Genomic DNA, 20,622 nt, shown 5'->3' with positions numbered 1-20,622 from the left:
GTGCTTTTGACTACAAATTAATTATAATTCTATGACTATATTAAGAGGTAATGCAACTTTTAGCGCTTAGAATATAAAGATAAATTAAAACTTTGGGGCGAGAGGGTTTGATTATGCGTAGAAGCGGTTAGTGCCTAACCAAAAATAGGAAGTTCTAAGTCGATGAGGCTTCTAAATCAAGTAAACCCCCACCTCAACATTTAGCGAAAGCAAAGACGTTAGGTGGGGGCTGATTAAAGTTTCACTTTATGAGAGAATGCGTTTTTCTCCTTGGATTTCTTGAATTGGAGTGATATTTTGTGTGAATTCAAGGGTACCCATATATTCTCCATCTTCACTCCGTATAGCGAAATATCGAATGTATACATATTTATCTTTGAACTTAATCCAGAAATCTTCACAATCTTTATTTCCGGATTTAAAGTCTTCCAAGAGCTTTTCAACGACATGAACGCTTTTTGGAGGATGGCAGTTTTGAACTGTTCTACCGATTATCGCTTTTGTGCGAGCAAAGATTCGCTCTTTTCCATGAGAGAAGTAGCGTACAACATCATCTTGATCAATGTACGTAATATCCACAGGCAAGTGGTTCAACATCATATCTAGTTGTTTTAAAGATAGTATACCTGTTTCTAAACGAATGAATCCTTCAGACATAGCTTGTTCTTGCACTGCTTTTCTTTCAGGTTTCCATACACTCGCAGGACCTGTTAAGCAATAGCCAATTTCATCACTTTCATGAGCGATTTTAATCCATTCATCTTCCGTAAGAGTTTGAAGAGCCATTGGAAACAAAATATTTTCCTCTTTAAAAATCATTTCAGTTACCTCACGGATGACAAAGTAAACACCGTCTAAGACTGTCTTTTTATCTCCGTTATAGTTTGTTAATGCTTGTTTCACATCTTTAATGGCGTTACGAATGACATCATCGATTCCCCACATTACTTGTGTCGGACCGTAAATTCCGTATGTTTCTAAATAGGGGAAAAGCAGATTTTCTTTACGGCTATAGTGTTTATCCACATCCAGCAACAGATTTAAATCTTCGATTAGTTTATAAATGTTTTCTTCACTATCTTCTTTCTCGAAACGTTCGTAGTGAAGTTGAAGTTTGAAGTTAACAAGCTTATCAATTTTTTTGTTTTCAAGCTTAAATGTATGAACTGGATGCCCAGCTTGATCTTCGGGTTTCTCAGATCGATGGATTTCTTCAATGGAACCCTTAAAAATAGCTGTATGCACCGAGCATAAACGTTGTACCTCTTCCACTGGAATTCCTTCTTCTTCCATGAGTGCCTGTTCAAGTTTTGAAATTTCCGCGACGGTAATATTCCCAACTGCTTCTTCAAATTGGGCCTTCACTTCTTCCACGCTTTTTCCATTATGAAGATTTTTAATAATTTCCTTTAAGATAGCTTGTCTTTCAAATTGATTTATACTTTCTTGTTCACGATTGTTAATTATTTCGCTCATAAGGATTCTCCTCTATTCTTTAATGTTAAATCCATTGTTTTCAAAAGTTTTTTTAACGATATCGAAAGAAATTCCCTTCATCCGGCAGCCATTTGGAATAGTCATCACTCGGCCGACTGTGTGCAGCATGCCAGGTTTCGTTATATCTTCAAAGCCTAGCTCTTTTAAGATAGGGATGATTTCAGGGGATTTGTTAGCCAAATCGCAAACGGTTTGACTAAAATCAATCATCTTGGTCATTACTCTCACCTCGGGAATAAGTGATATTAATTCTCAAAAACAATGTAACATAGAGAGAATGAATAAGAAGTGAGGAAAATCACACGTAAAAGCTCGATTGTAAGGACTGATTCAAGTTTCATTTCATAATGACAATTTCATGCGTGATATATCTCACAACATGAGTTCTTATATAACTTTACAATGAGGATATAAAGTGAAACTTTAATCAGTGGGGGCAAAACGACCGGAGATTCTAGCCGCTAGAGCTAGACTTTGTTTTTGTTGAATTTTGAGGCGGGAGTATTACTGCCCGCAAATAGCGGGGTAAATCGATAGGAGGGTTTAATTTTGATTAATCGTGATTTTAACAAAAATCCATTTATTGTGATATGGGAGTTAACAAGAGCATGCCAATTAAAATGTCTTCATTGTCGTGCGGAAGCTCAGTATCATCGTCATCCTCTTGAACTAACATTTGAAGAAGGTAAAAAACTAATTGATGATATATATGAAATGGATAATCCGATGCTTGTTTTTACCGGCGGTGATCCATTAATGCGTCCGGATGTATATGATATTGCGGATTATGCGATAAAAAAAGGTGTTCGAGTATCTATGACACCAAGTGCTACTCCAAACGTTACGAAAGAAACAATTCAAAAAGCAAAAGAAGTAGGGCTTGCTAGATGGGCATTTAGTCTAGATGGGCCAACAGCTGAAATACATGATCATTTTAGGGGGACAGAGGGGTCATTTGAATTAACAATGAATGCGATTCGTTATTTGCATGAATTGGAAATTCCTATTCAAATTAATACTGTTATTTCTAATTATAATGTGAATGTACTTGAAGAGATGGCAAAATTAGTAGAGGAATTAGAGTGTGTACTTTGGAGTGTATTTTTCTTAGTTCCAACGGGGCGCGGTAAGGAAACAGATATGATTTCACCAGCTGGGCATGAAAGAGTATTCCGGTGGCTATATCAATTAAGTAAAAAGGTTTCTTTTGATATTAAAACAACGGCTGCTCAGCACTATAGACGTGTTGTTATTCAACAAAAAATGCGAGAAAATAAAACAATAGATCAGGCTATTCAATATCAGGATGTATTGATGAATGGAATGACGGGGCAGATTGATGGACTTGGACGTGCTCCAAAAGGGGTAAATGATGGAAACGGCTTTGTGTTTATCTCTCATATTGGAGATGTGTATCCAAGTGGGTTATTACCTATCAAAGCTGGGAATGTTCGAACAACACCACTAGCTGATATTTATCGAAACTCTCCCATCTTCCAAGACTTGCGTAATCCAGACAAGTATAAAGGAAAGTGTGGGATTTGTGAGTTCCGATATGTTTGCGGAGGATCTCGTTCCAGGGCTTTTGCCATGACTGGAGATTACATGGAAAGTGAACCTTTCTGTGTATACATTCCAAAAGCATTACGAAAACAGAAACAAAACGTATAAAAAAGACGCGATGTTTATAAAAAACACCCCTTTGGATCTGTTTATCTAAAGGGGTGTTTTTTATAGTGAAAAGTAAAAAGAAGATCTGAACTGAAAGGCGGGTTAAGGAACTGTTGAGTAGCAATAAAGTTACTCTACTAAAGGGCCAGGTTGTGGAAGATGATGATAATATTTTGTTTGAATATGAAGTATTGCACTTAAACTAATGGTGCAGGTTAATTGAAGAAGAATGGATTCTAGAAGATCGTTATTAGAGTCGATTTTTTTGCTTTGTCACTGCTTCAGATAAAAGAGCTACTATTTGAAGCATGTTGGAGCCCTATTTATAGTGATACTATTTTATGATTTGGAAAACAATGGTAACTACTTAAGAAAGGAAGGATTGCGAATGTCTGTGAAAAAGTGGTTAACTGGATTGGTCGTTTTGCTTGCGATGATTGTGGGTGTGACAACTCCGGGCTCACTCAGTGTATTTGCCGAATCCGGGGTGGTAACACAGCCTATTGAGTCAGTGAAAGTGATTGAGGTCGAGTTGAACGATGATTACTTTAATCCGAATGTCATCACTATTCCGATTGGAAGAACGACAACGTTGATATTGAAAAACCAAGGTAAGAAAGAGCACACCTTCACAGTGGAAAAGCTCAGAATTGACGCCGAAGTCCAGCCGGGAAAAGAAAGAACCATTACCGTGAAACCTCAAGATCCCGGTACATATGAACTGATATGTCGGTACCATTTCCAAAAAGGAATGGATGGAAAAGTAATAGTCAAATAACAAGCAGGGCCAATAGGGCCTTGCTTGTTTAATAAGCAGTTACTTAAATAAAAAGTTGTTTATTTTTTTACGAAGGGAACTAAAAAAGAGGGGACAGCCCTCTTTTAAGTTATCCCCTACAACTACCAAGTTAAGGGTTCATCTTTTTTGTTATTTAAGCTTGTGCAATTGCACGTGGAAATAGAATATTATTTTCTAAATGAATATGCTGGAATAAATCAGCTTCAAGGGCTTCAAGTCGTTGATAGACAAGACGATAAGTACCACAAGCACCTGCTGGAGGAGTAAAGTCATTCGTAATCTCACGAAGTTCTTTAATAATATTGCCAGCGTGGTTATGCTCGTTTTCTAATTCATCTACTACTTTGCGTAATTTTGTGTAATTTTCATCGCTTGGATTTTGCTCAAATGCTAAAATTAATGGGAAATCTTCTGTTTCTTCTTTAATTAAGTGTTGCTCTAATTCAGTTTTTAATTCATGAAATAACTTGTGAATTTGAGCTAAATGAGGTTGCCCTGCTCCGTGAACGCGTAACACTTTTGTTACGTACGGACTTAATAGTGGTAACTCTTCATTTAAATAGCGATGATGCTTATTCACAACATAGTCAATCAATTCGCTATAAGCAGCTGTTTTCCAATCAATTTCAGATTCGTTTAATAGTTTTGTTTCATAATAAAGAGTATTTAACTTTGTTAAAACCTCTTCTGCTGATAAATTTCTTTCGTTAATAGCATCAATAAGTGGTCTATTACCACCACAACAAAAATCGATTCTATATAATTTAAAAAGATCACTAGCCTTTGGGAATTTTGTAACGATCTCACCAATAACAGAAGTCTCAGTAAATGTATGTTCCATATGAATGCCTCCATAAAGTTTAACTTTAGTATCTGGATTAAGAATATCAATAATTTTGAACCCACGTGGTGATATACATCACTTGTAATGTGTTAAGTTCATCACTGTTTTTTTATAAATAATTCATTACTCTCATTTATGTTTCACTCGATCTGTTTCTTCGCTACGTTTCGCACTATTCCATTTCGACATGTCACCGACTAGGTATCCGGTAATACGGCGGATTCTTTCAATATGATGTTCATCTTCATTCCCGCAGCTTGGGCATTCATTCGCAATCACTCCATTATAGCCACAGCATTTACAGCGATCTACCGGGTGATTAATCGAGCCGTATCCAACTCCATATTGCGCCATTGCCTGTACAATTTGCTTTAATGCTTTTTGATTATGAACAGCTGCTCCGTCCAATTCGATATATGTAATATGACCGCCGTTACAAAGCGCATGAAACGGTCCTTCTAAACGAACTTTATCAAGCGCTAGAATAGGATAATAAACCGGGATGTGGAATGAATTTGTGTAATAGTTATGATTTGTTACACCACTAATTGTTCCAAATTCAGCTCGATCTTTTTTTATAAACTTTCCTGATAATCCTTCTGCAGGGGTTGCGACTAATGAAAAATTCAACTGATATTCTTCCGTTGCTTGATCCATCTTGCTTCTCATAAAGGCAACAATTTCATTCCCAAGATTCCACGAATTTTGATTTTCTCCATGATGTTTTCCGGTTAAAGCAACTAAGCATTCAGCAAGTCCGATAAAACCAATACTTAACGTACCTTGTTTCAAAATTTCAACAACAGAATCTTCTGGTTGAAGTTTTTCACCGCCGCGCCATACTCCTTGAGAATATAAAAAGTGAAAATCCCTTGCCTTTTTTGTAGATTGGTAAGCAAATCGTTCTAATAGCTGGAGAATGCCGAGATCTACATAATGATTCAATGATTCAAAAAATACTTCTTTTGAGTCGCTTATTAATGCTAGTTTTACTAAGTTAATAGATGTAAATGATAAATTCCCTCTTCCAATGGCTGTTTCTTCTCCATGAATATTCGCCATAACACGGGTACGACAGCCCATATAGCACACTTCACTTTCAGGGCGACCATCATAATGCATCGCATTAAATGGTGCATCTAAAAATGAAAAATTAGGGAACAATCGTTTGGCTGTCGTTTCTAATGCTAATTCAAACAAATCATAATTTGGATCATTTTCTTCAAAATTGACACCTTTTTTTAATTTAAAGATTTGAATTGGAAAGATTGGTGTTTCTCCTTTTCCTAATCCAGCTTGAGTCGCTCGCAATAATTGTCTAATTAGCAATCTTCCTTCTTTTGATGTATCCGTTCCGTAGTTAATCGAAATAAATGGTACTTGTCCACCACCGCGGCTATGCATGCTATTTGAATTATGGATAAAAGCTTCACACGCCTGATACGTATCATTTTCTGTTTCTTTCCATGCAAATTCTTCTACCTGTTTTGCTGTTAATGGATATGTCGCCAAACGTTTTTTATTTCTTTCATACGTTTTTTTCACATAAGGTGCTAAATCTATATCAAACATTGCAAATGATTGCCCACCGTGCTGCATATTTTGATTTGCCTGAAAAATAATAGAAGAAAGAGCCAACGCACTTTTAATATCTTGTGGCTGTCGCATATGTCCATGACCTGTATGAAATCCTTTTTCCAGTATTTGTGCTAGTGGAATTTGTGAGCACGTTGTTGTACCTGTTGCGTAAAAATCTAAATCGTGTGGATATAAAATATTTTGATCAATTGCTTTTTTTACCTGTTCAGAAAGTAAATGTTCTACCGCATAATATTTTGCGCTCTCAGATGCAAATGTTCCCATCATTCCCATTGGAGATCGGCCATCAACATTTGCATTTTCTTGCATTAAGTCTTGATCGTTATCCTGTACAATCGTGTTAAATGTTGTCCATAAATTATCCCATGACTGTTTTGTTATTCTACTTGATGGATTCATTCCATCCACCCCTTATCTATATATAGTGTTAGTTTTGATAAAATGATACTTCATATAGTGTTTTTTCGCAAGGACATCAAAAAAACTAATATAAAATTAATATATACGGTAGTTACAAGTATTTTTTGAGGATATAGCTTTAGAGTTTAATAAACTTATCCAACTATTCTCAGGCAGTAATATTCCCACCTCAAACTTCGGTGAAGGCAAAGAAGCGAGGTGGGGGAAGAAAAAAATTCACTGATAAAAGTGTCACTTTATAAAATAAAAGATATAAAATCATAATGCAGTGATTTCACTCACAGTATCCTTCCTCAATATAGTTTATCCTTAATAAAAAGCTTACTCCTAGTAATACCCCCGCCTCAAAATGAAGAGAAAGTAAAAAAGTTAGGAGGGGGTAGTTCAATCTATATAAATATTGTTCTCAAGTTCTTTGGTTCATTCAGTAGCAAAGTATGTTAAAAAACTATTGGAAATATCACTTTTACAAAATTTTATAGGGTTAATGGCATGAATTCTTTTGTAGGTATCGGTATATGACATTGTTGATAAAAAACTTTGGGTAAGGGTGTTGGAAGAATGAAGTTAATTATTCCAAAGCAGCATGGGGCATGGGGAATGCTGCTTATTCCATTTGTATTGGGTGTTTTAATTGGTAAAGGGACATGGTATCACATACCGCTCTTTTTGGCATGGTTGTTTGTGTACTTAGCTACGTATCCTTTATTAATGTACGTAAAACAACCGCGAAAGAAGTATTATTTACATTCTTTCTTTCTTTATTTTAGTGTGGCTTGTGTGTGTGCGATCATTGCTCTTATATATGAATGGCGTATTGTGTTCTTTTCCATTATTATGCTCCCATGTTTTTTTGTAAATATTTACTTTTCTCGCCAAAAAAACGAACGAGCTTTACTAAATGACATGTGTGCGATTATTTTGTTTTGTATAGGGGGAATCATTAGTTATTATTTCACAATGAAAACAGTTGATGAAAAGATATGGGTTGTTGCAACTATATCATTTTTATATTTTATGGGAAGTACGTTTTATGTGAAGACAATGATTCGTGAGAAAAAGAATCCAACGTATCGCTTAGTTTCATGGGGGTATCATTCTTTACTTGTAATTGCGACTTTCATTGTATCACCGTGGTTTACCATTGCCTTTATACCAAGTTTGATACGATCTATATTACTTTATGGTAGAAATATTTCGATTCTACAAGTGGGTATTTTAGAGAGTATCAATTCTATTTACTTTTTTGTTTCAGTAGTATTGTTAGCCAGAGCATTACTGTAATAATTATTACAGTAAGTTTGTGAGTGTTTAGTAATATCTTGATAAGGAAACTGACTCAAATAGTTTGTTTACATTTCATATATATGATCCTGCTATTTGCGGGTAGTAATTGATTATGATTTGAATACTAAATCCTGAAAGGACTGTATAAATAATGACTTTCTATCAAATGTTAACGCCATATTATGATGAAATTTTTCCTGTAAATGAGAAACAAATAAATTTTATAGTCTCTTATTTACAAAAAGGAAGCTCTATACTGGATGTGGGCGCAGGAACAGGTAATGTAGCCCAAGCGCTAGTTGAAAAGGGGTTTGCTGTTACTGCGATGGAACCAGAGAGGACGATGGCTGCAAAAATTCGGGAGAAAGCTGCAGTTTACGAAGGGATATTTAGTGTAAATACATTTGGAATGCAACAAATTGAAAATGTGCCTGGAGTATTTGATGGTATTTATTGTATTGGAAATACACTTGTTCATTTGGATAATTCGAAAGAAATCTTTAATTTTATCTGTGGCTCTTATGAAAAATTAAAAGCAAACGGAAAACTAATGATTCAAATTGTAAATTATGAAAAAGTATTAGCTGAAAATAATTTCCAATTTCCGGTACTGGAGAAGAAACATTTCTCGTTTAAGCGTAATTATACGCTAGAAGGAGAAAAAGTATTATTTACTGCAACATTGAATGTGGATGGTAAAGAACTATCAAATAGTATTCCATTATATCCTATTACGAAAAAACAACTACTGCCTATGTTAAAAGAATGTGGTTTTCGTACTGTAGAAACTTTCGGTAATTTTAAAAAAGAGGCATATTTACCGAATGGGCCAGCTTTCGTTCTTGTAGCTACAAAATAAACATGTCATAAAAAATACTTGAGTAAAGAAAAATTTTCATTTACTAAAGTATTTTTTTATTTGTTTTTACAAAATGTGATTCAAGTCCTCTTTTTATCTTAGGAAAATTTTTATAATACAGTTGTTGTTAAGAGATAACAATTAGGAGGAATTAAAAAACATGAATAGAGAAATTAAGCTAACTGAAGATATATATTGGGTAGGGAAAATTGATGATAGGGAAGTTCCATTTCATCGTTTAATCTTAGGAAAAGGGACAACTTATAATTCGTATCTTCTAAAAACTGAAAAACCAACAGTGATTGATACAGTTGACATAGAATTTGGAAGAGAATTTGTAGAATATTTAAGTGAATTAATTGATCCACAAGAAATTCAATATATCGTAGTAAACCATACAGAACCTGATCATTCAGGTGGATTGGCAGCATTAGCATCAAGAGCTACAAACGCTACAATTGTATGTACAGAAATTGCAGTACCTGAGTTACAGGAAATGTATAAATTGCATCATAGAAACTTTTTAGTTGTAAAAGATGGTGACACATTAGATATTGGTGGGAAAACGTTGAAATTTAAAGAAACTCCATATCTTCATACAGAAGAAACGATGATCACATATTGCATAGAGGATAGAATTTTATTCCCATGTGATATTTTCAGTACACATGTAGCGAATTATGAATTCTTTAACGATGAAGCGAATGAAGATATTACGGAAGATTTCATAGGCTACTATAATGCGATTATTCACCCGCATAGAAGATATGTCAGAACGTTAATGGAAGCATTGAAAGACTTAGATGTTCAAATGATCGCTCCGTCTCATGGGTACATTTTACGACAGGATGTCCAAAAATATATCGATTTATATGGAGAAATGAGTAAAGATACAACACAAGGGAAAAAAGTAACCATTGTATATACAACCATTAAAAATAACACGAAAAAAATCGCGAGTATCATTAAAGAAACATTCGAGGCAGATAATATTAAAGTAACAGTATTTAATGCTGATAAATCGGATAAAGCTGAAATTCTAGAAAGTATTCAAGACGCAGATGCAGTCTTCATCGGATCTTCAACTAAATACGCAGATATGATTGGAAACTTAGAAGAAATTTTAATAGAAATGAAGGGAATGAACTTAGAAGGGAAAATCGCAGCTGCATTCGGATCATACGGCTGGAGTGGTGAAGCAATTGAGGTCGTACAAGATTACCTAAATGAAACAAACATGAATGTACAAAGTACATCAAATGTTATTAAGTCTACAGGTATGACTCATGTTGAATTTCCTATTCGTATCAGATTCTCTCCAAAGAATGAAGAAAAAACACAACAAATTAAACATGCAACAACATTTGTTACAGATTTATTACTAAGCTCTATTTAATAGAAAAACGTAGGTGAAAATATGGAAAAGAATTTTGTAATTATCGGAAGTGGAGTAGCCGCTGTAAATGCTGCAAAGACAATTAGAGATCATGACAAGGATTCAAATATATTCATTTTTGGTGAAGAATCATCTTTACCCTATAACAGAATTAAATTATCAAAAGAGCTATATTCAGATTTACACAGCGAAAAAGTTTTAATCAAAAAAGAAAAATGGTACCAAAATAATAATATATCGGTTTTCACAAATACAAAGGTAGTAAAAATTGATACAGAGCAGCAATATATTGTTACATCAAATAATGAGAAAGTTTCTTATTACAAACTATTAATTTGTACGGGTGCAAATAATAGAAGGCTACCAATAGATGGCATAAATAAAAAAAATGTCTTTACGATTAGAGACATGCAGGAAGCGGATAAATTTAAAGCATGTTTAGAAGATAAAAAGCATGTTGTAAACATTGGTGGAGGTGTACAAGGATTAGAAACAGCTTGGTCTATGATGAAAGCTGGTAAACAAGTATCCATTGTAGAAGTTGCTCCTGCACTAATGGGAAGACAATTAGATGAAAAAGTTTCTCTTTTATTAAAACAAAAAATTGAAAGTGCCGGAGTAAAAGTATATGTAAATACGACTATTGATTCTATTCTTGGAGAAGAAGTAGTAACTGGAATGAAAGTGAATGGTGAACAACGAATAGATTGTGATAGTGTTGTTTATTCAATTGGGGTCACTCCTAACATTTCTTTAGTAAACAATACTCCTATTCATGTAAATAGAGGTATTGTTGTCAATGAGAAGATGGAAACGAATGTAGAATCTGTATATGCTGCTGGGGATGTAGCAGAAGTAAACGGTGAAATTGGCGGACTATGGGGAAGAGCAATGGATCAAGGGAAGATTGCAGGAAGTAATATGGTTTCTAATCCCGCAATTTATAAGGAAGCAATTCCAACTACTATCTTTCATGCATTCGATGTATCTTTATTCTCAATTGGGTTGGTTGATGAAAAACAATGTGATACAACTATCGTTGAAGAAGATGATAAAGAGAAGTATACAAGGTTATTTATCAAGGATAATAAAATAGTAGGTGTCATCTCATTAGAAGGAGTTGCGGCATCCATCCCTTACAAGTCTGCTATTGAAAAGCAAGTATCATTAGAAGAGATTGATATGAAAAATACGAATATAAGTGAAATAATGAGCAAGGTAAAAGAGAAACTAAAATCTTAATCTAATAATAGAAAGAGGACATTATAATGAAAAAATATATTTGTTTACCATGCGGCTACATCTACGATCCAGAAGTTGGAGATCCAGATGAAGATATAGAACCAGGAACAAGTTTTGAAGATTTACCCGAAGATTGGGTGTGTCCAGTATGTGGAGAAGATACTGAACACTTTGCACCAGTAGAGGAATAGCAAAAGAAAAAGTAACGAGAAGATTATATAATTTCTCGTTACTTTTTTACTATGAAAAGAATTTTTTGATGTGATTTGAGTCACTAGTGTGGCTCCTAGGAAAAGATATAATAATTTAGGAAGGATACTTTATCACGTATTAATGCCCGTAAAAGCCTGATTGGTGAGGGCTAATAATGAAAAGACACTGATTAAAATTTCATTTTATATACTATATGTAAGGTTAGGTGAGGTAATATGAAAGAAAATTGTTATCATAAAAATGCAGCGGAGCCTTGTCCAAGAAAAGTTCTTATTTTTAAATCTTTATCTGATGAAGAAATTTTTAAAATAGCTGCATTGTCAAAACATAAACAATTTAAAAAGGGAGAACCATTAATTCATGAAGGAGAGAAATTAGATACATTATTTATTATTAATAAGGGGCAAGTAAAGTTATCGAAATTAACCATTCAAGGGAAGGAGCAAATCTTGCATATTTTAACGAGTGGTGAATGCTTTGGTGAATTAAACATATTTAATTGCGATGAGAAGAGTAATTTTAGTGCGTATGCTATGGAAGATACAAAAATTTGTATGTTAACGAAAGATAATATGGATCGTATAATGGAGCGAAATCCAGATATTGCATTAAAGTTGCTAAAAACCGTTACAAAACGTTTAGCGCATACAGAAAATTTAGCTAACAATCTTGCAACAAATAATCCAGAAGTTAGGATTGCTTATATAATTCTAGAATTTTGCGAAAAATACGGTGAAGATACTGATAAAGGAATACTTATAAATTTACCATTGACACGAGAAGAAATAGCAAACTATATAGGGGTGACAAGGGAAACAATTAGTCGTAAATTTAGTAAATTTGAAGACCTAGGATTTATGACGTCAATTGGAAATAAACAGCTAATAGTTAAAAATGAGTTAGCCTTACGAAAATATATAGAGTAGATGGATAACTTAATTATTTGTTCTTTAAGATAAACATCGTTAAGATTCTATTTATTAGTATCCTCGATATCTATAAATTTAATAAATTTTAAAATACCTAGCCATTGGAATCATTTCTTAATCATTTATTCTACTTTTTACGACCATACCTATTTTGACTTTTAAACCAGTTGCTATATCAATGTTATCCCGCTATTCGCGGGCAGTAATACTACCTCAAGGTTCAGAGGGAAGCATGAAAAGGAATGTCACAAGCATATTGATTTTTCTATTTTCATGGATTAAACCCCTCTTAACATCCCCTTACAAACCCCTACCAAGCCCCTTACAAGTAATAAATCATTAAATAAACAAAAGTAAAAGAACTACTACTACAAGAATTTTAAAAAACAAAACAAAAGAACTACTACTACAAGAATTTCAAAAAAATAAAAATTAAATTACCAAATTTCCGCTTTCCTCCTTATATATAGTAAGGAACAGCATTTTAAAAACGGGAGGAATACATATGGCGGTATATCGGAATGTACAGGTGAACTTTTGGCAAGATGATTTTGTGCTCGACTTAACGCCGGAGGAGCGCTATTTTTACATATATTTATTAACATGTTCGAAAACGACGCAGTGCGGTATTTATCCGTTGCCGAAGCGTTTGGCGGAGATGGAAACGGGCTACAACAGGGAGACTGTTGATAAATTGCTGCAGCGGTTTATCGAATATGGAAAGATTTTATATGATGCGAAAACGAAGGAGTTATATATCATAAATTGGCTTCGTTATAATCCGATTACAAATCCGAACGTTGAGAAATGTGTCCTTCGTGAGTTAAAGACTGTGAAAAGTAAACAATTTGTTCAGCTGTTTCTGCAAAAATGTTTGGAGGAAGAGATGAACATTCCGCTGTTGGTAGAACATTTCGGTATGCCTGCCCAAGTGCCTCAAGAAGAGCCTGAAAGCTGTGAAGAAGATGAAAAAATAGATTCGGGTGGTAACGTATTTACGTTTTATGAACAAAACTTTGGCAGTTTGTCACCGTATACGGCAGAGGAACTAACTGCGTGGATGGATGATTTGTCAGAGGAACTCGTCTTAAAAGCACTTCAAATTGCTCATGAAAATAATAAGCGGACACTTGCGTATGTGAAGGGGATTTTGCGAGATTGGCACGGAAAGGGATATAAGAAGGTAAGCGAAGTAGAGGAGGCGGCGGTGAAGTTTCGGAAGAAGGAGTCGTCTATTGTTCAGGAGACTGAACAGTTTCTGGAGGAATGCGAGGAGTGGGAGAAAAATGTACCGTCTGAAGAAGAGCTGCAGAAGTTCTTAGCGGAAAAGGGGTGGCGTCCGTGAGTATTCAAAACGTCGAAGCGGAACAGACGGTAATAGGATCACTCCTCCTTGATGGGGAGCTCATTAAAGAGTGCAGGTTGACGGAACACCATTTTTCTACTGCATTGCATCAAGCGATATTTAAGCTAATACGGGAAGTAGAGAAAGACGGGCAGCCGCTTGATCTCGTTACACTTGTTTCGAAAATGGATTCTTCTTTTCTGACGCAAATTGGTGGGATTGAGTACTTTGTCAACATCATCGAGAGTGTACCGACGACGACTAATTTTTCCTATTACGAGGGGCTTGTTCGAGGTGCGTGGAAAATGCGCCGTGCAGGAATGATGGGACACAGTATGTGTGAACGGCTTCTGGCGGAGAAGGATGAGAAAATTATTGGCGAGACGATTACGGCTCTTTGTGAACTAGAAGAGGAAGAGTGTATGTTAGACTTTGACTTAAAGGATGCGTTAGTCGGCTTGTATGAAGAGCTTCACCAGGACGTAGAAGAGATGACCGGTATTGAGACCGGCTTTTCTGCTTTAAACAAGATGACATGCGGCTTGCAAGATGGTGAATTTGTTGTAATAGGGGCGCGGCCTTCGATGGGAAAAACGGCGTTTGCTTTAAATATTGCATTTCATGCCGCCAAATCAGGTGCGGCAGTTGGGTTGTTTTCATTAGAGATGAGCGACAAACAATTGCTAAAACGGATGGTTTCTTGCGCAGGTATGGTATCGGGAAAAAGGCTGAAAAATCCGAAGCATCGTTTCACAATCGAGGACTGGGAGAAAACAAGTCAGGTCTTTGCGGAGATTGGTGATTTACCGCTAGAAATCTATGATAAAGCAGGTGTGACAACGCAAGAAATTTGGGTGCAGGTTCGCAAGCTAAAACGTAAGCATCCAAATAAAAAGCTGCTCGTCATCATTGATTACTTACAGCTTATTACAGGCGATTCGAAATATAGAGGAAATAGGTTTCAAGAAATGAGCGAAATCTCTCGCAAACTGAAATTGCTAGCTCGCGATTTGAATGTGTGCGTCGTAGCATTGTCGCAGCTATCCCGTGCGGTTGAGTCGCGTCAAGATAAGCGTCCGCTTTTGTCTGACTTAAGAGAGACAGGACAGATTGAACAAGATGCCGATGTGATTATGCTCATATACCGAGACGATTATTATGAGCAGGAAACAGAGAATAAAGATGTAACTGAAATTCATGTAGCGAAGCATCGGAACGGACCGGTTGGGGTGGTGAAGTTACGGTTTTTGAAGGAGTATGGGCGGTTTGTGGAGTGATGTAACTATTGAACATAACCTAACCGGCCTCATTCAAAGGAATATATCGATCGTTTAACTAAAGATATTTCATGACCTATATACCATTTTTTATATTATTTACTTTTGTATTGAATGCTGTTACTATATTGATATCGTTTTCATAACTTAATGCATGCCTTTTTTGGAAACGCTTAATTTCAAATATATGGTCTGTTGTAAATTTTTCTAAATATAAGCAGTTCCTCTGTCACATGTTATTGAAGAAGAGGAATTGCTCTTTGTTGTTAAAACTATGAAAAAATGAATGTATGATGTGAGGAGGTATCGTTGTGAAAAACAGTTTTGTTTTTCACAAGAATATATATGGGTAATGTTGGATTATTGATTTCTGGTGCAGCGCTCTTTTTAAATAGCCTTGTGATGTTAGGAAAAGCGGACGAAAAGAGTGCAGGTGTTTTTAATATATTTGTAGGTGTACTGCAAATTATTATTCCTTTCTATTTAATTGTAGTATCTGATCAAAGTAATTGGACAGTTTATTTATATGCAGCTACTTTTTTATTTGGTTTAACTTATTTATATGTGGGAGTTACTTTCATTGCAGGATTGAAGGGTGATGGATTAGGCTGGTTTTCTCTTTGGGTAGCAATTATTGCACTATTCTACATGATTGTAGCGATTATACATTTTCATGATATCGTTAATGCGTTAACTTGGTTCATGTGGGCATTTCTATGGTTCTTATTTTTTAGTGCTAATGCACAGAAAAAGAACATCAATCATTATATTGGTAAAATAGCTTTTGTACAGTCATGGGTTACACTAACTTGTCCTGCTCTACTTTCCCTTATAGGTGTATGGGAAACTTCTTATGTATATAATTTATGGGTATGTATATCTATTCTTTCAATTATATATTTCTGTGTTTGTACGTTTAAGTTGAAAGGAAATGTAAGTACTGTTCATAAAAATATGGATACACACACCATTGAAAAGTTTGGAAACACGAAGTGAAGTTAATTTATCAATCTATTTATTTAAAAAAACGCGATCAATTTCTAATAATCATTTAGGAATTGATCGCGTTTTTTGTTATGAATGTGGTGCTATAATATAGCTCCAACATAAAAAGCCACAATACTCTTAATAGAGTAATATGGCTTTTTATGTTGTTTGATTAGGTAACGGTTTTCTAATCAAACAATTACACAAAGTTATAAGATTACGAATACAAAAGTTGGTCAAGTAACTTTTGTAATATAAGAATATCACTTCATAAAATGTTTAAAATTAGTATTTTTTCCTTTAATAACTGAAAAAAAAGAGCGTTTTTATTATTGTTTTTGTGAACAAAGTATTTATAGAGCACAAGTATACAAAAGAAATAAATAGAGATAGTGAGAAACGAAAACTAGATTAGAGATCATTCTACTGTTATAGTAAAATTATCAATAGTTGATAAAAAATTCTAATACCTAACATTAATTAACAATAAATAAAAATAATGTGTGGTTTTAAAGAAAGGTAATATATTCATGCGTAGTTTTATTTATAGTTTAATAGAAGATAAAGCAATAAAAAGACAAATTTTTATATTAGAGGCTTTAAATAATGAGCAAAAATTTGTATCGTCTCAAAAGATTGCGGATCAACTACAGTGTTCAACGCGAACAATTAGGAATGATATTTCGCAATTAAAAAAGCAATTGCCCGAGAAGTGGAAAATTATTAGTGTGAAAACGAGAGGATACATTTTAATTAGACCGATGGAAGAGTCTGTATTATCAGTGGTTAATTCGTATTTGACAGAAAGTGTACTTTATAGAGTGATGTTAGACATATTTCATAATAAGTATTACACATTAGAAAAATGGTCTCAAATTTTATATATGAATAAGTTAACTTTGAGAACTCATTTAAAAGATTATAATAAAATTTTAAATAAAAGTGGGTTAACTATTAAATTCAGGGATCTTCAACTAGAAGGAGATGAAATCAATATAAGATATTACTATATTGCTTTCTTTTACTTTATCCAACAATTTTCAGATCAACCTTCCATACCCATGGAATTAAGAAAAAAAGTTTTAGCGATTCTCTATCGTAACGAAGTTCCTGCGGATATTTTATTATTACGCAGTATTGTTTTTGTTTTTATAAATCGATTTTTTAATAAACATTGCGTAACGAAAGAAATAAAAATCAAGCCTTTATACAGCCGTAAGCAGGCAAATTGTCTTAATGAAATTATTACAGAAATTGAGAATTGTTACAATATTGAATTTCCAAAATATGAAAGAGATGCACTGCAGTTATTTTTATTTTTTGGATTAATAAATACAAGCTCACAGGGTGAGGTAGTACTTACATATTTGAGTGAATGTCATCAGGAGGTTTATAAAAAATTCATGAATCTCATTGATACCCTTTTAACACACAATCCATTACCGAGTGAACAGAAGGAAAAATTAAAAGCAGAAGTCATTCCGTATTTTTATAAGGTGTGTATTTCAAATGAACTTAATTTCTCAATTAGTCATATTTTTGATCCAATCCATTCTTCAGACAGTATTCTAATGCGAAATTATAAGGAAAATGTATCTTGCATTTCCAAGTGGAATGACACATACAACGATAAACAATATACAAAAGATGAAATCAAATATATCGCCTCTCATGCAACTGCCATTCTTAATTCAATCTGTAATGAAATAAACATTGTATTTATATTCTCTGGGACAACCGTTGAAAAAAATCTTATTTATAGAAAGTTAAAACAAAGTTTGGGGGAAAATGTAAATATAGATAGGATACCAAATTATGATATGAAATATGATTTTATTATTAGTAACTGTCATTTATCGGATACAAGGGCACCGGTTATTTATATTTCTCACATGTTGACTGCACATGAAATCGATTCTATAAAAAATCGGATTTTTGATTTAGATTAAAGAATGTTTTAAGTATGAGGATAGGCACTTGAATATAGAAGGACGTTTTTTGTAAAAAAGTAAATCAAGATGCAAAGCAACCCCAGAAATTTTGATTTGAACAAGGTTTCTTGGGTTGTTCGTAGTTCATTTTGCTTGGAGATTTCAATTTATAACAATATAGGGGATGCTTGGTGGGATAGATTGAACAGGGCTGAGAAGAGATTTATATGATGAAGTTGCAAATCTGGAAGGATTTTGATTATAACTAGTAATAAATTAATAAATGAATATATTGATTATCACTAGTAAGAAAAGTATAATAATGGTAGAGATGTAATGAAAGGGGAATTGAGATTCTACATGTGGCGAATCTTGTAATGATTAGAAAATAAAATGAATAGCGTGCTTTTCCTATACATATAAAGGGTGGAGTCTGTCTATTTATTGAAGATAATCATACAAGGGACGCATATGGTGTGGAGTGATCATTCCATTTACTAGGCGGATACCTGTGTGTATCGGCTTTTATTTGTGATGAGAATTATACATCTCTACTTATACATATCATCGTGTCCCTATTTAATAGGGGGAATATGAAATGACGCATGTACAAAATAAAGTTGCGCTTATAACAGGAGTAAGTAGTCCAAGAGGGATTGGGGCTGCTATATGCCGCGAATTAGCTTTTCAAGGTATTGATATTTTCTTTACGCATTGGCAGTCTGAGGCTAGTTGGCCAGAGACATTTCAAAAAGAGATTTTGGAATTAGGAGTTCGCTGTGACAGTTTAGAAATGGACTTGTCAGATGCAAATGCTGCCTTTACAATCATGGATACTGTTTCAAAGCAGTTTGGTCCTCTTTTGATTTTAGTGAATAACGCAGCATATTCAACGGAAGATGGATATGCAAAGTTGGATGCTCATATACTTGATAATCATTATGCTGTTAATATGAGAGCAACTTTTCTTCTTTGTGTGGAATTCGCTCGTCGCTTTGAGCAAGCGGATTTAGATGGTGGAAGAATTATTAATATGACATCTGGACAAGAACTAGGACCAATGATTGGGGAATTAGCCTATGCTGCAACGAAAGGAGCGATTGCCGCTTTTACGAAGTCGTTATCAGCAGAAGTTGCTCATTTAGGAATTACAGTTAACGCGGTAAACCCAGGACCAACAGATTCAACGTGGATGACGGATGAAATTAGAAAGCATCTGTTGCCTAAATTTTTAATGGGACGCATTGGCACGCCGGAAGATGCAGCGCGCCTCGTGGCTTTTCTCGCTAGTGATGATGCGAAGTGGATCACGGGTCAAGTGATGAACTCAGAAGGTGGATTTTTACGAAGTTAATAGAAGTAGTTGTTGAGTATATAATAAAAGAAACCTGTATCGTGGGATTACTGAGTAATCATTGATACAGGTTTTCGTTTTATAAGTAGGTTGTTATGTTTACGAATCATAAAGTTGTTTCTGTACACAAAAAAATTACTATTCTCCCATTTTTTCTAAATCGATGAGAGAATAGTGATTTTGAAACTTATTTACATGAACAACTGAAATCTCTCGTTACTTATCATGGATTCGTCGTGATTTGAATTGCTGAAGCTCTATCATTCCAAAACGCATCCATATTAGCAGTTTTACCATACCACTCATAATGTCTAAACATGACTCCTTGGCCATATCCCTGAGATGAAGTATGTTCCCACAGCGTTGTTGCGTAGCTTGCAGAAGGTGACGCTGTACTTAAGGAGGAAATTCTGTCATTCCAGCTAGAAGATAAGTTTGTAAATCCACTGCTCCAATAAATATACTGTCCGCCTTTATTTGCATGCTCATAGAAATCGGTACTTCCAGGACCGCTTCCTAGAGGCTTGATTACATTTTCATGTTGAGGTTGTGTTGTATTTTTAAAGCTGTGCTTATCTTTTTCAATAAAAGCATCCAAAGCTTCTTTGCTCGTAAAACCATATGCTAACCAATCTCCCTTGTCATTCTGTTTAGGTAAAACTATGGTTACTTTTATGTCTTTGTTAGATAGGTTATTCACTTTAGTCAGGGTGTCCACATTCTTTTCATCTACAGTTACGTAGTCGAACGATTTAATCGTATAATCTTTTTCTGTACTTGCTGATACTGTTCCCAATCCTCCAGTTATTGCAAAACCAGCTGCTAATGCTCCTACTACTAACTTCTTGAACATACAACCATCTCCTCTTTGCTTGGATTTTTTTGGTACAACTAAAATGTATATTGATTTTTAAGTTTTGTAAATATTATGAATTTTTAGAAATAAAAAACAGAATATTTGATGTTTTCTAT

At 34.5% G+C, this 20,622-nt stretch carries 18 protein-coding genes; 13 read left to right on the top strand and 5 right to left on the bottom strand.

Annotated elements, in window-relative coordinates:
- Positions 1-246: 246 nt before the first annotated feature.
- A complete protein-coding gene (locus AB1280_RS13025; RefSeq protein ID WP_429756068.1) occupies positions 247-1,476 on the bottom strand; it encodes a DUF438 domain-containing protein in 1,230 nt (409 codons plus the stop codon).
- Between the two features lie 12 nt (positions 1,477-1,488).
- Positions 1,489-1,716 (bottom strand): DUF1858 domain-containing protein, encoded by a 228-nt coding sequence (locus tag AB1280_RS13020; protein WP_429756067.1) that lies wholly within the window; start codon positions 1,714-1,716, stop codon positions 1,489-1,491.
- Positions 1,717-2,046: 330 nt separating this feature from the next.
- Here AB1280_RS13020 and AB1280_RS13015 point away from each other — a divergent pair, with 330 nt between their 5' ends.
- Both AB1280_RS13015 and AB1280_RS13010 read left to right on the top strand, forming a co-directional pair.
- Positions 2,047-3,168 (top strand): TIGR04053 family radical SAM/SPASM domain-containing protein, encoded by a 1,122-nt coding sequence (locus AB1280_RS13015; protein ID WP_429756066.1) that lies wholly within the window; start codon positions 2,047-2,049, stop codon positions 3,166-3,168.
- Between the two features lie 388 nt (positions 3,169-3,556).
- Positions 3,557-3,946 carry a cupredoxin domain-containing protein gene (locus AB1280_RS13010; RefSeq protein WP_272187020.1) on the top strand — a complete coding sequence of 130 codons (390 nt, stop codon included), beginning with the start codon at positions 3,557-3,559 and terminating at the stop codon, positions 3,944-3,946.
- A gap of 154 nt (positions 3,947-4,100) precedes the next feature.
- Here AB1280_RS13010 and ric read toward each other — a convergent pair whose 3' ends face one another.
- Complete coding sequence (gene ric / locus AB1280_RS13005; protein ID WP_272187021.1) at positions 4,101-4,808, bottom strand: iron-sulfur cluster repair di-iron protein; 708 nt, start codon at positions 4,806-4,808, stop codon at positions 4,101-4,103.
- Between the two features lie 132 nt (positions 4,809-4,940).
- On the bottom strand, positions 4,941-6,809 hold the full coding sequence (locus tag AB1280_RS13000; protein WP_272187022.1) for an anaerobic ribonucleoside triphosphate reductase: 1,869 nt from the start codon (positions 6,807-6,809) through the stop codon (positions 4,941-4,943).
- Between the two features lie 582 nt (positions 6,810-7,391).
- Here AB1280_RS13000 and AB1280_RS12995 point away from each other — a divergent pair.
- From AB1280_RS12995 to AB1280_RS12945, 11 genes are all read left to right on the top strand, one after another.
- On the top strand, positions 7,392-8,114 hold the full coding sequence (locus AB1280_RS12995; RefSeq protein ID WP_429756065.1) for a YwiC-like family protein: 723 nt from the start codon (positions 7,392-7,394) through the stop codon (positions 8,112-8,114).
- 154 nt (positions 8,115-8,268) lie between these two features.
- Positions 8,269-8,976: a class I SAM-dependent methyltransferase gene (locus tag AB1280_RS12990; RefSeq protein ID WP_429756064.1), complete on the top strand. Its 708-nt coding sequence runs from the start codon at positions 8,269-8,271 to the stop codon at positions 8,974-8,976.
- Between the two features lie 160 nt (positions 8,977-9,136).
- The gene (locus AB1280_RS12985) at positions 9,137-10,372 is read left to right on the top strand and encodes an FprA family A-type flavoprotein (RefSeq protein WP_429756063.1); all 1,236 of its coding nucleotides are present in this window, start codon (positions 9,137-9,139) and stop codon (positions 10,370-10,372) included.
- 21 nt (positions 10,373-10,393) lie between these two features.
- On the top strand, positions 10,394-11,614 hold the full coding sequence (locus AB1280_RS12980; RefSeq protein ID WP_429756062.1) for an NAD(P)/FAD-dependent oxidoreductase: 1,221 nt from the start codon (positions 10,394-10,396) through the stop codon (positions 11,612-11,614).
- A 26-nt stretch (positions 11,615-11,640) separates the two neighbouring features.
- Positions 11,641-11,805, top strand: a complete 165-nt coding sequence (gene rd, locus AB1280_RS12975; RefSeq protein WP_242220177.1) for a rubredoxin — start codon at positions 11,641-11,643, stop codon at positions 11,803-11,805.
- Between the two features lie 237 nt (positions 11,806-12,042).
- Positions 12,043-12,753, top strand: a complete 711-nt coding sequence (locus AB1280_RS12970; RefSeq protein ID WP_429756061.1) for a Crp/Fnr family transcriptional regulator — start codon at positions 12,043-12,045, stop codon at positions 12,751-12,753.
- Between the two features lie 508 nt (positions 12,754-13,261).
- Positions 13,262-14,101: a DnaD domain-containing protein gene (locus AB1280_RS12965; protein ID WP_429756060.1), complete on the top strand. Its 840-nt coding sequence runs from the start codon at positions 13,262-13,264 to the stop codon at positions 14,099-14,101.
- Complete coding sequence (dnaB, locus tag AB1280_RS12960) at positions 14,098-15,378, top strand: replicative DNA helicase (protein WP_429756059.1); 1,281 nt, start codon at positions 14,098-14,100, stop codon at positions 15,376-15,378. The genes AB1280_RS12965 and dnaB overlap by 4 nt, the downstream gene beginning before the upstream one ends.
- 345 nt (positions 15,379-15,723) lie before the next feature.
- Positions 15,724-16,374 carry an AmiS/UreI family transporter gene (locus AB1280_RS12955; protein ID WP_429756058.1) on the top strand — a complete coding sequence of 217 codons (651 nt, stop codon included), beginning with the start codon at positions 15,724-15,726 and terminating at the stop codon, positions 16,372-16,374.
- Positions 16,375-16,895: 521 nt separating this feature from the next.
- Positions 16,896-18,314 carry a helix-turn-helix domain-containing protein gene (locus AB1280_RS12950; RefSeq protein WP_429756057.1) on the top strand — a complete coding sequence of 473 codons (1,419 nt, stop codon included), beginning with the start codon at positions 16,896-16,898 and terminating at the stop codon, positions 18,312-18,314.
- Positions 18,315-18,894: 580 nt separating this feature from the next.
- Entirely contained in the window at positions 18,895-19,650 is a 756-nt protein-coding gene (locus tag AB1280_RS12945; protein ID WP_272187031.1) for an SDR family oxidoreductase, read from the top strand.
- Between the two features lie 223 nt (positions 19,651-19,873).
- On the opposite strand, the gene AB1280_RS12940 is transcribed toward AB1280_RS12945, so the two are convergent.
- Positions 19,874-20,503 carry a hypothetical protein gene (locus tag AB1280_RS12940; RefSeq protein ID WP_272187032.1) on the bottom strand — a complete coding sequence of 210 codons (630 nt, stop codon included), beginning with the start codon at positions 20,501-20,503 and terminating at the stop codon, positions 19,874-19,876.
- Positions 20,504-20,622: the final 119 nt, after the last annotated feature.

It is taken from the genome of Bacillus sp. S10(2024) (assembly GCF_050473865.1).
GTDB lineage: Bacteria > Bacillota > Bacilli > Bacillales > Bacillaceae_G > Bacillus_A.
Note: the sequence above shows the minus strand (reverse complement) of the source record. Positions and strands in the feature narration are given on the sequence as shown.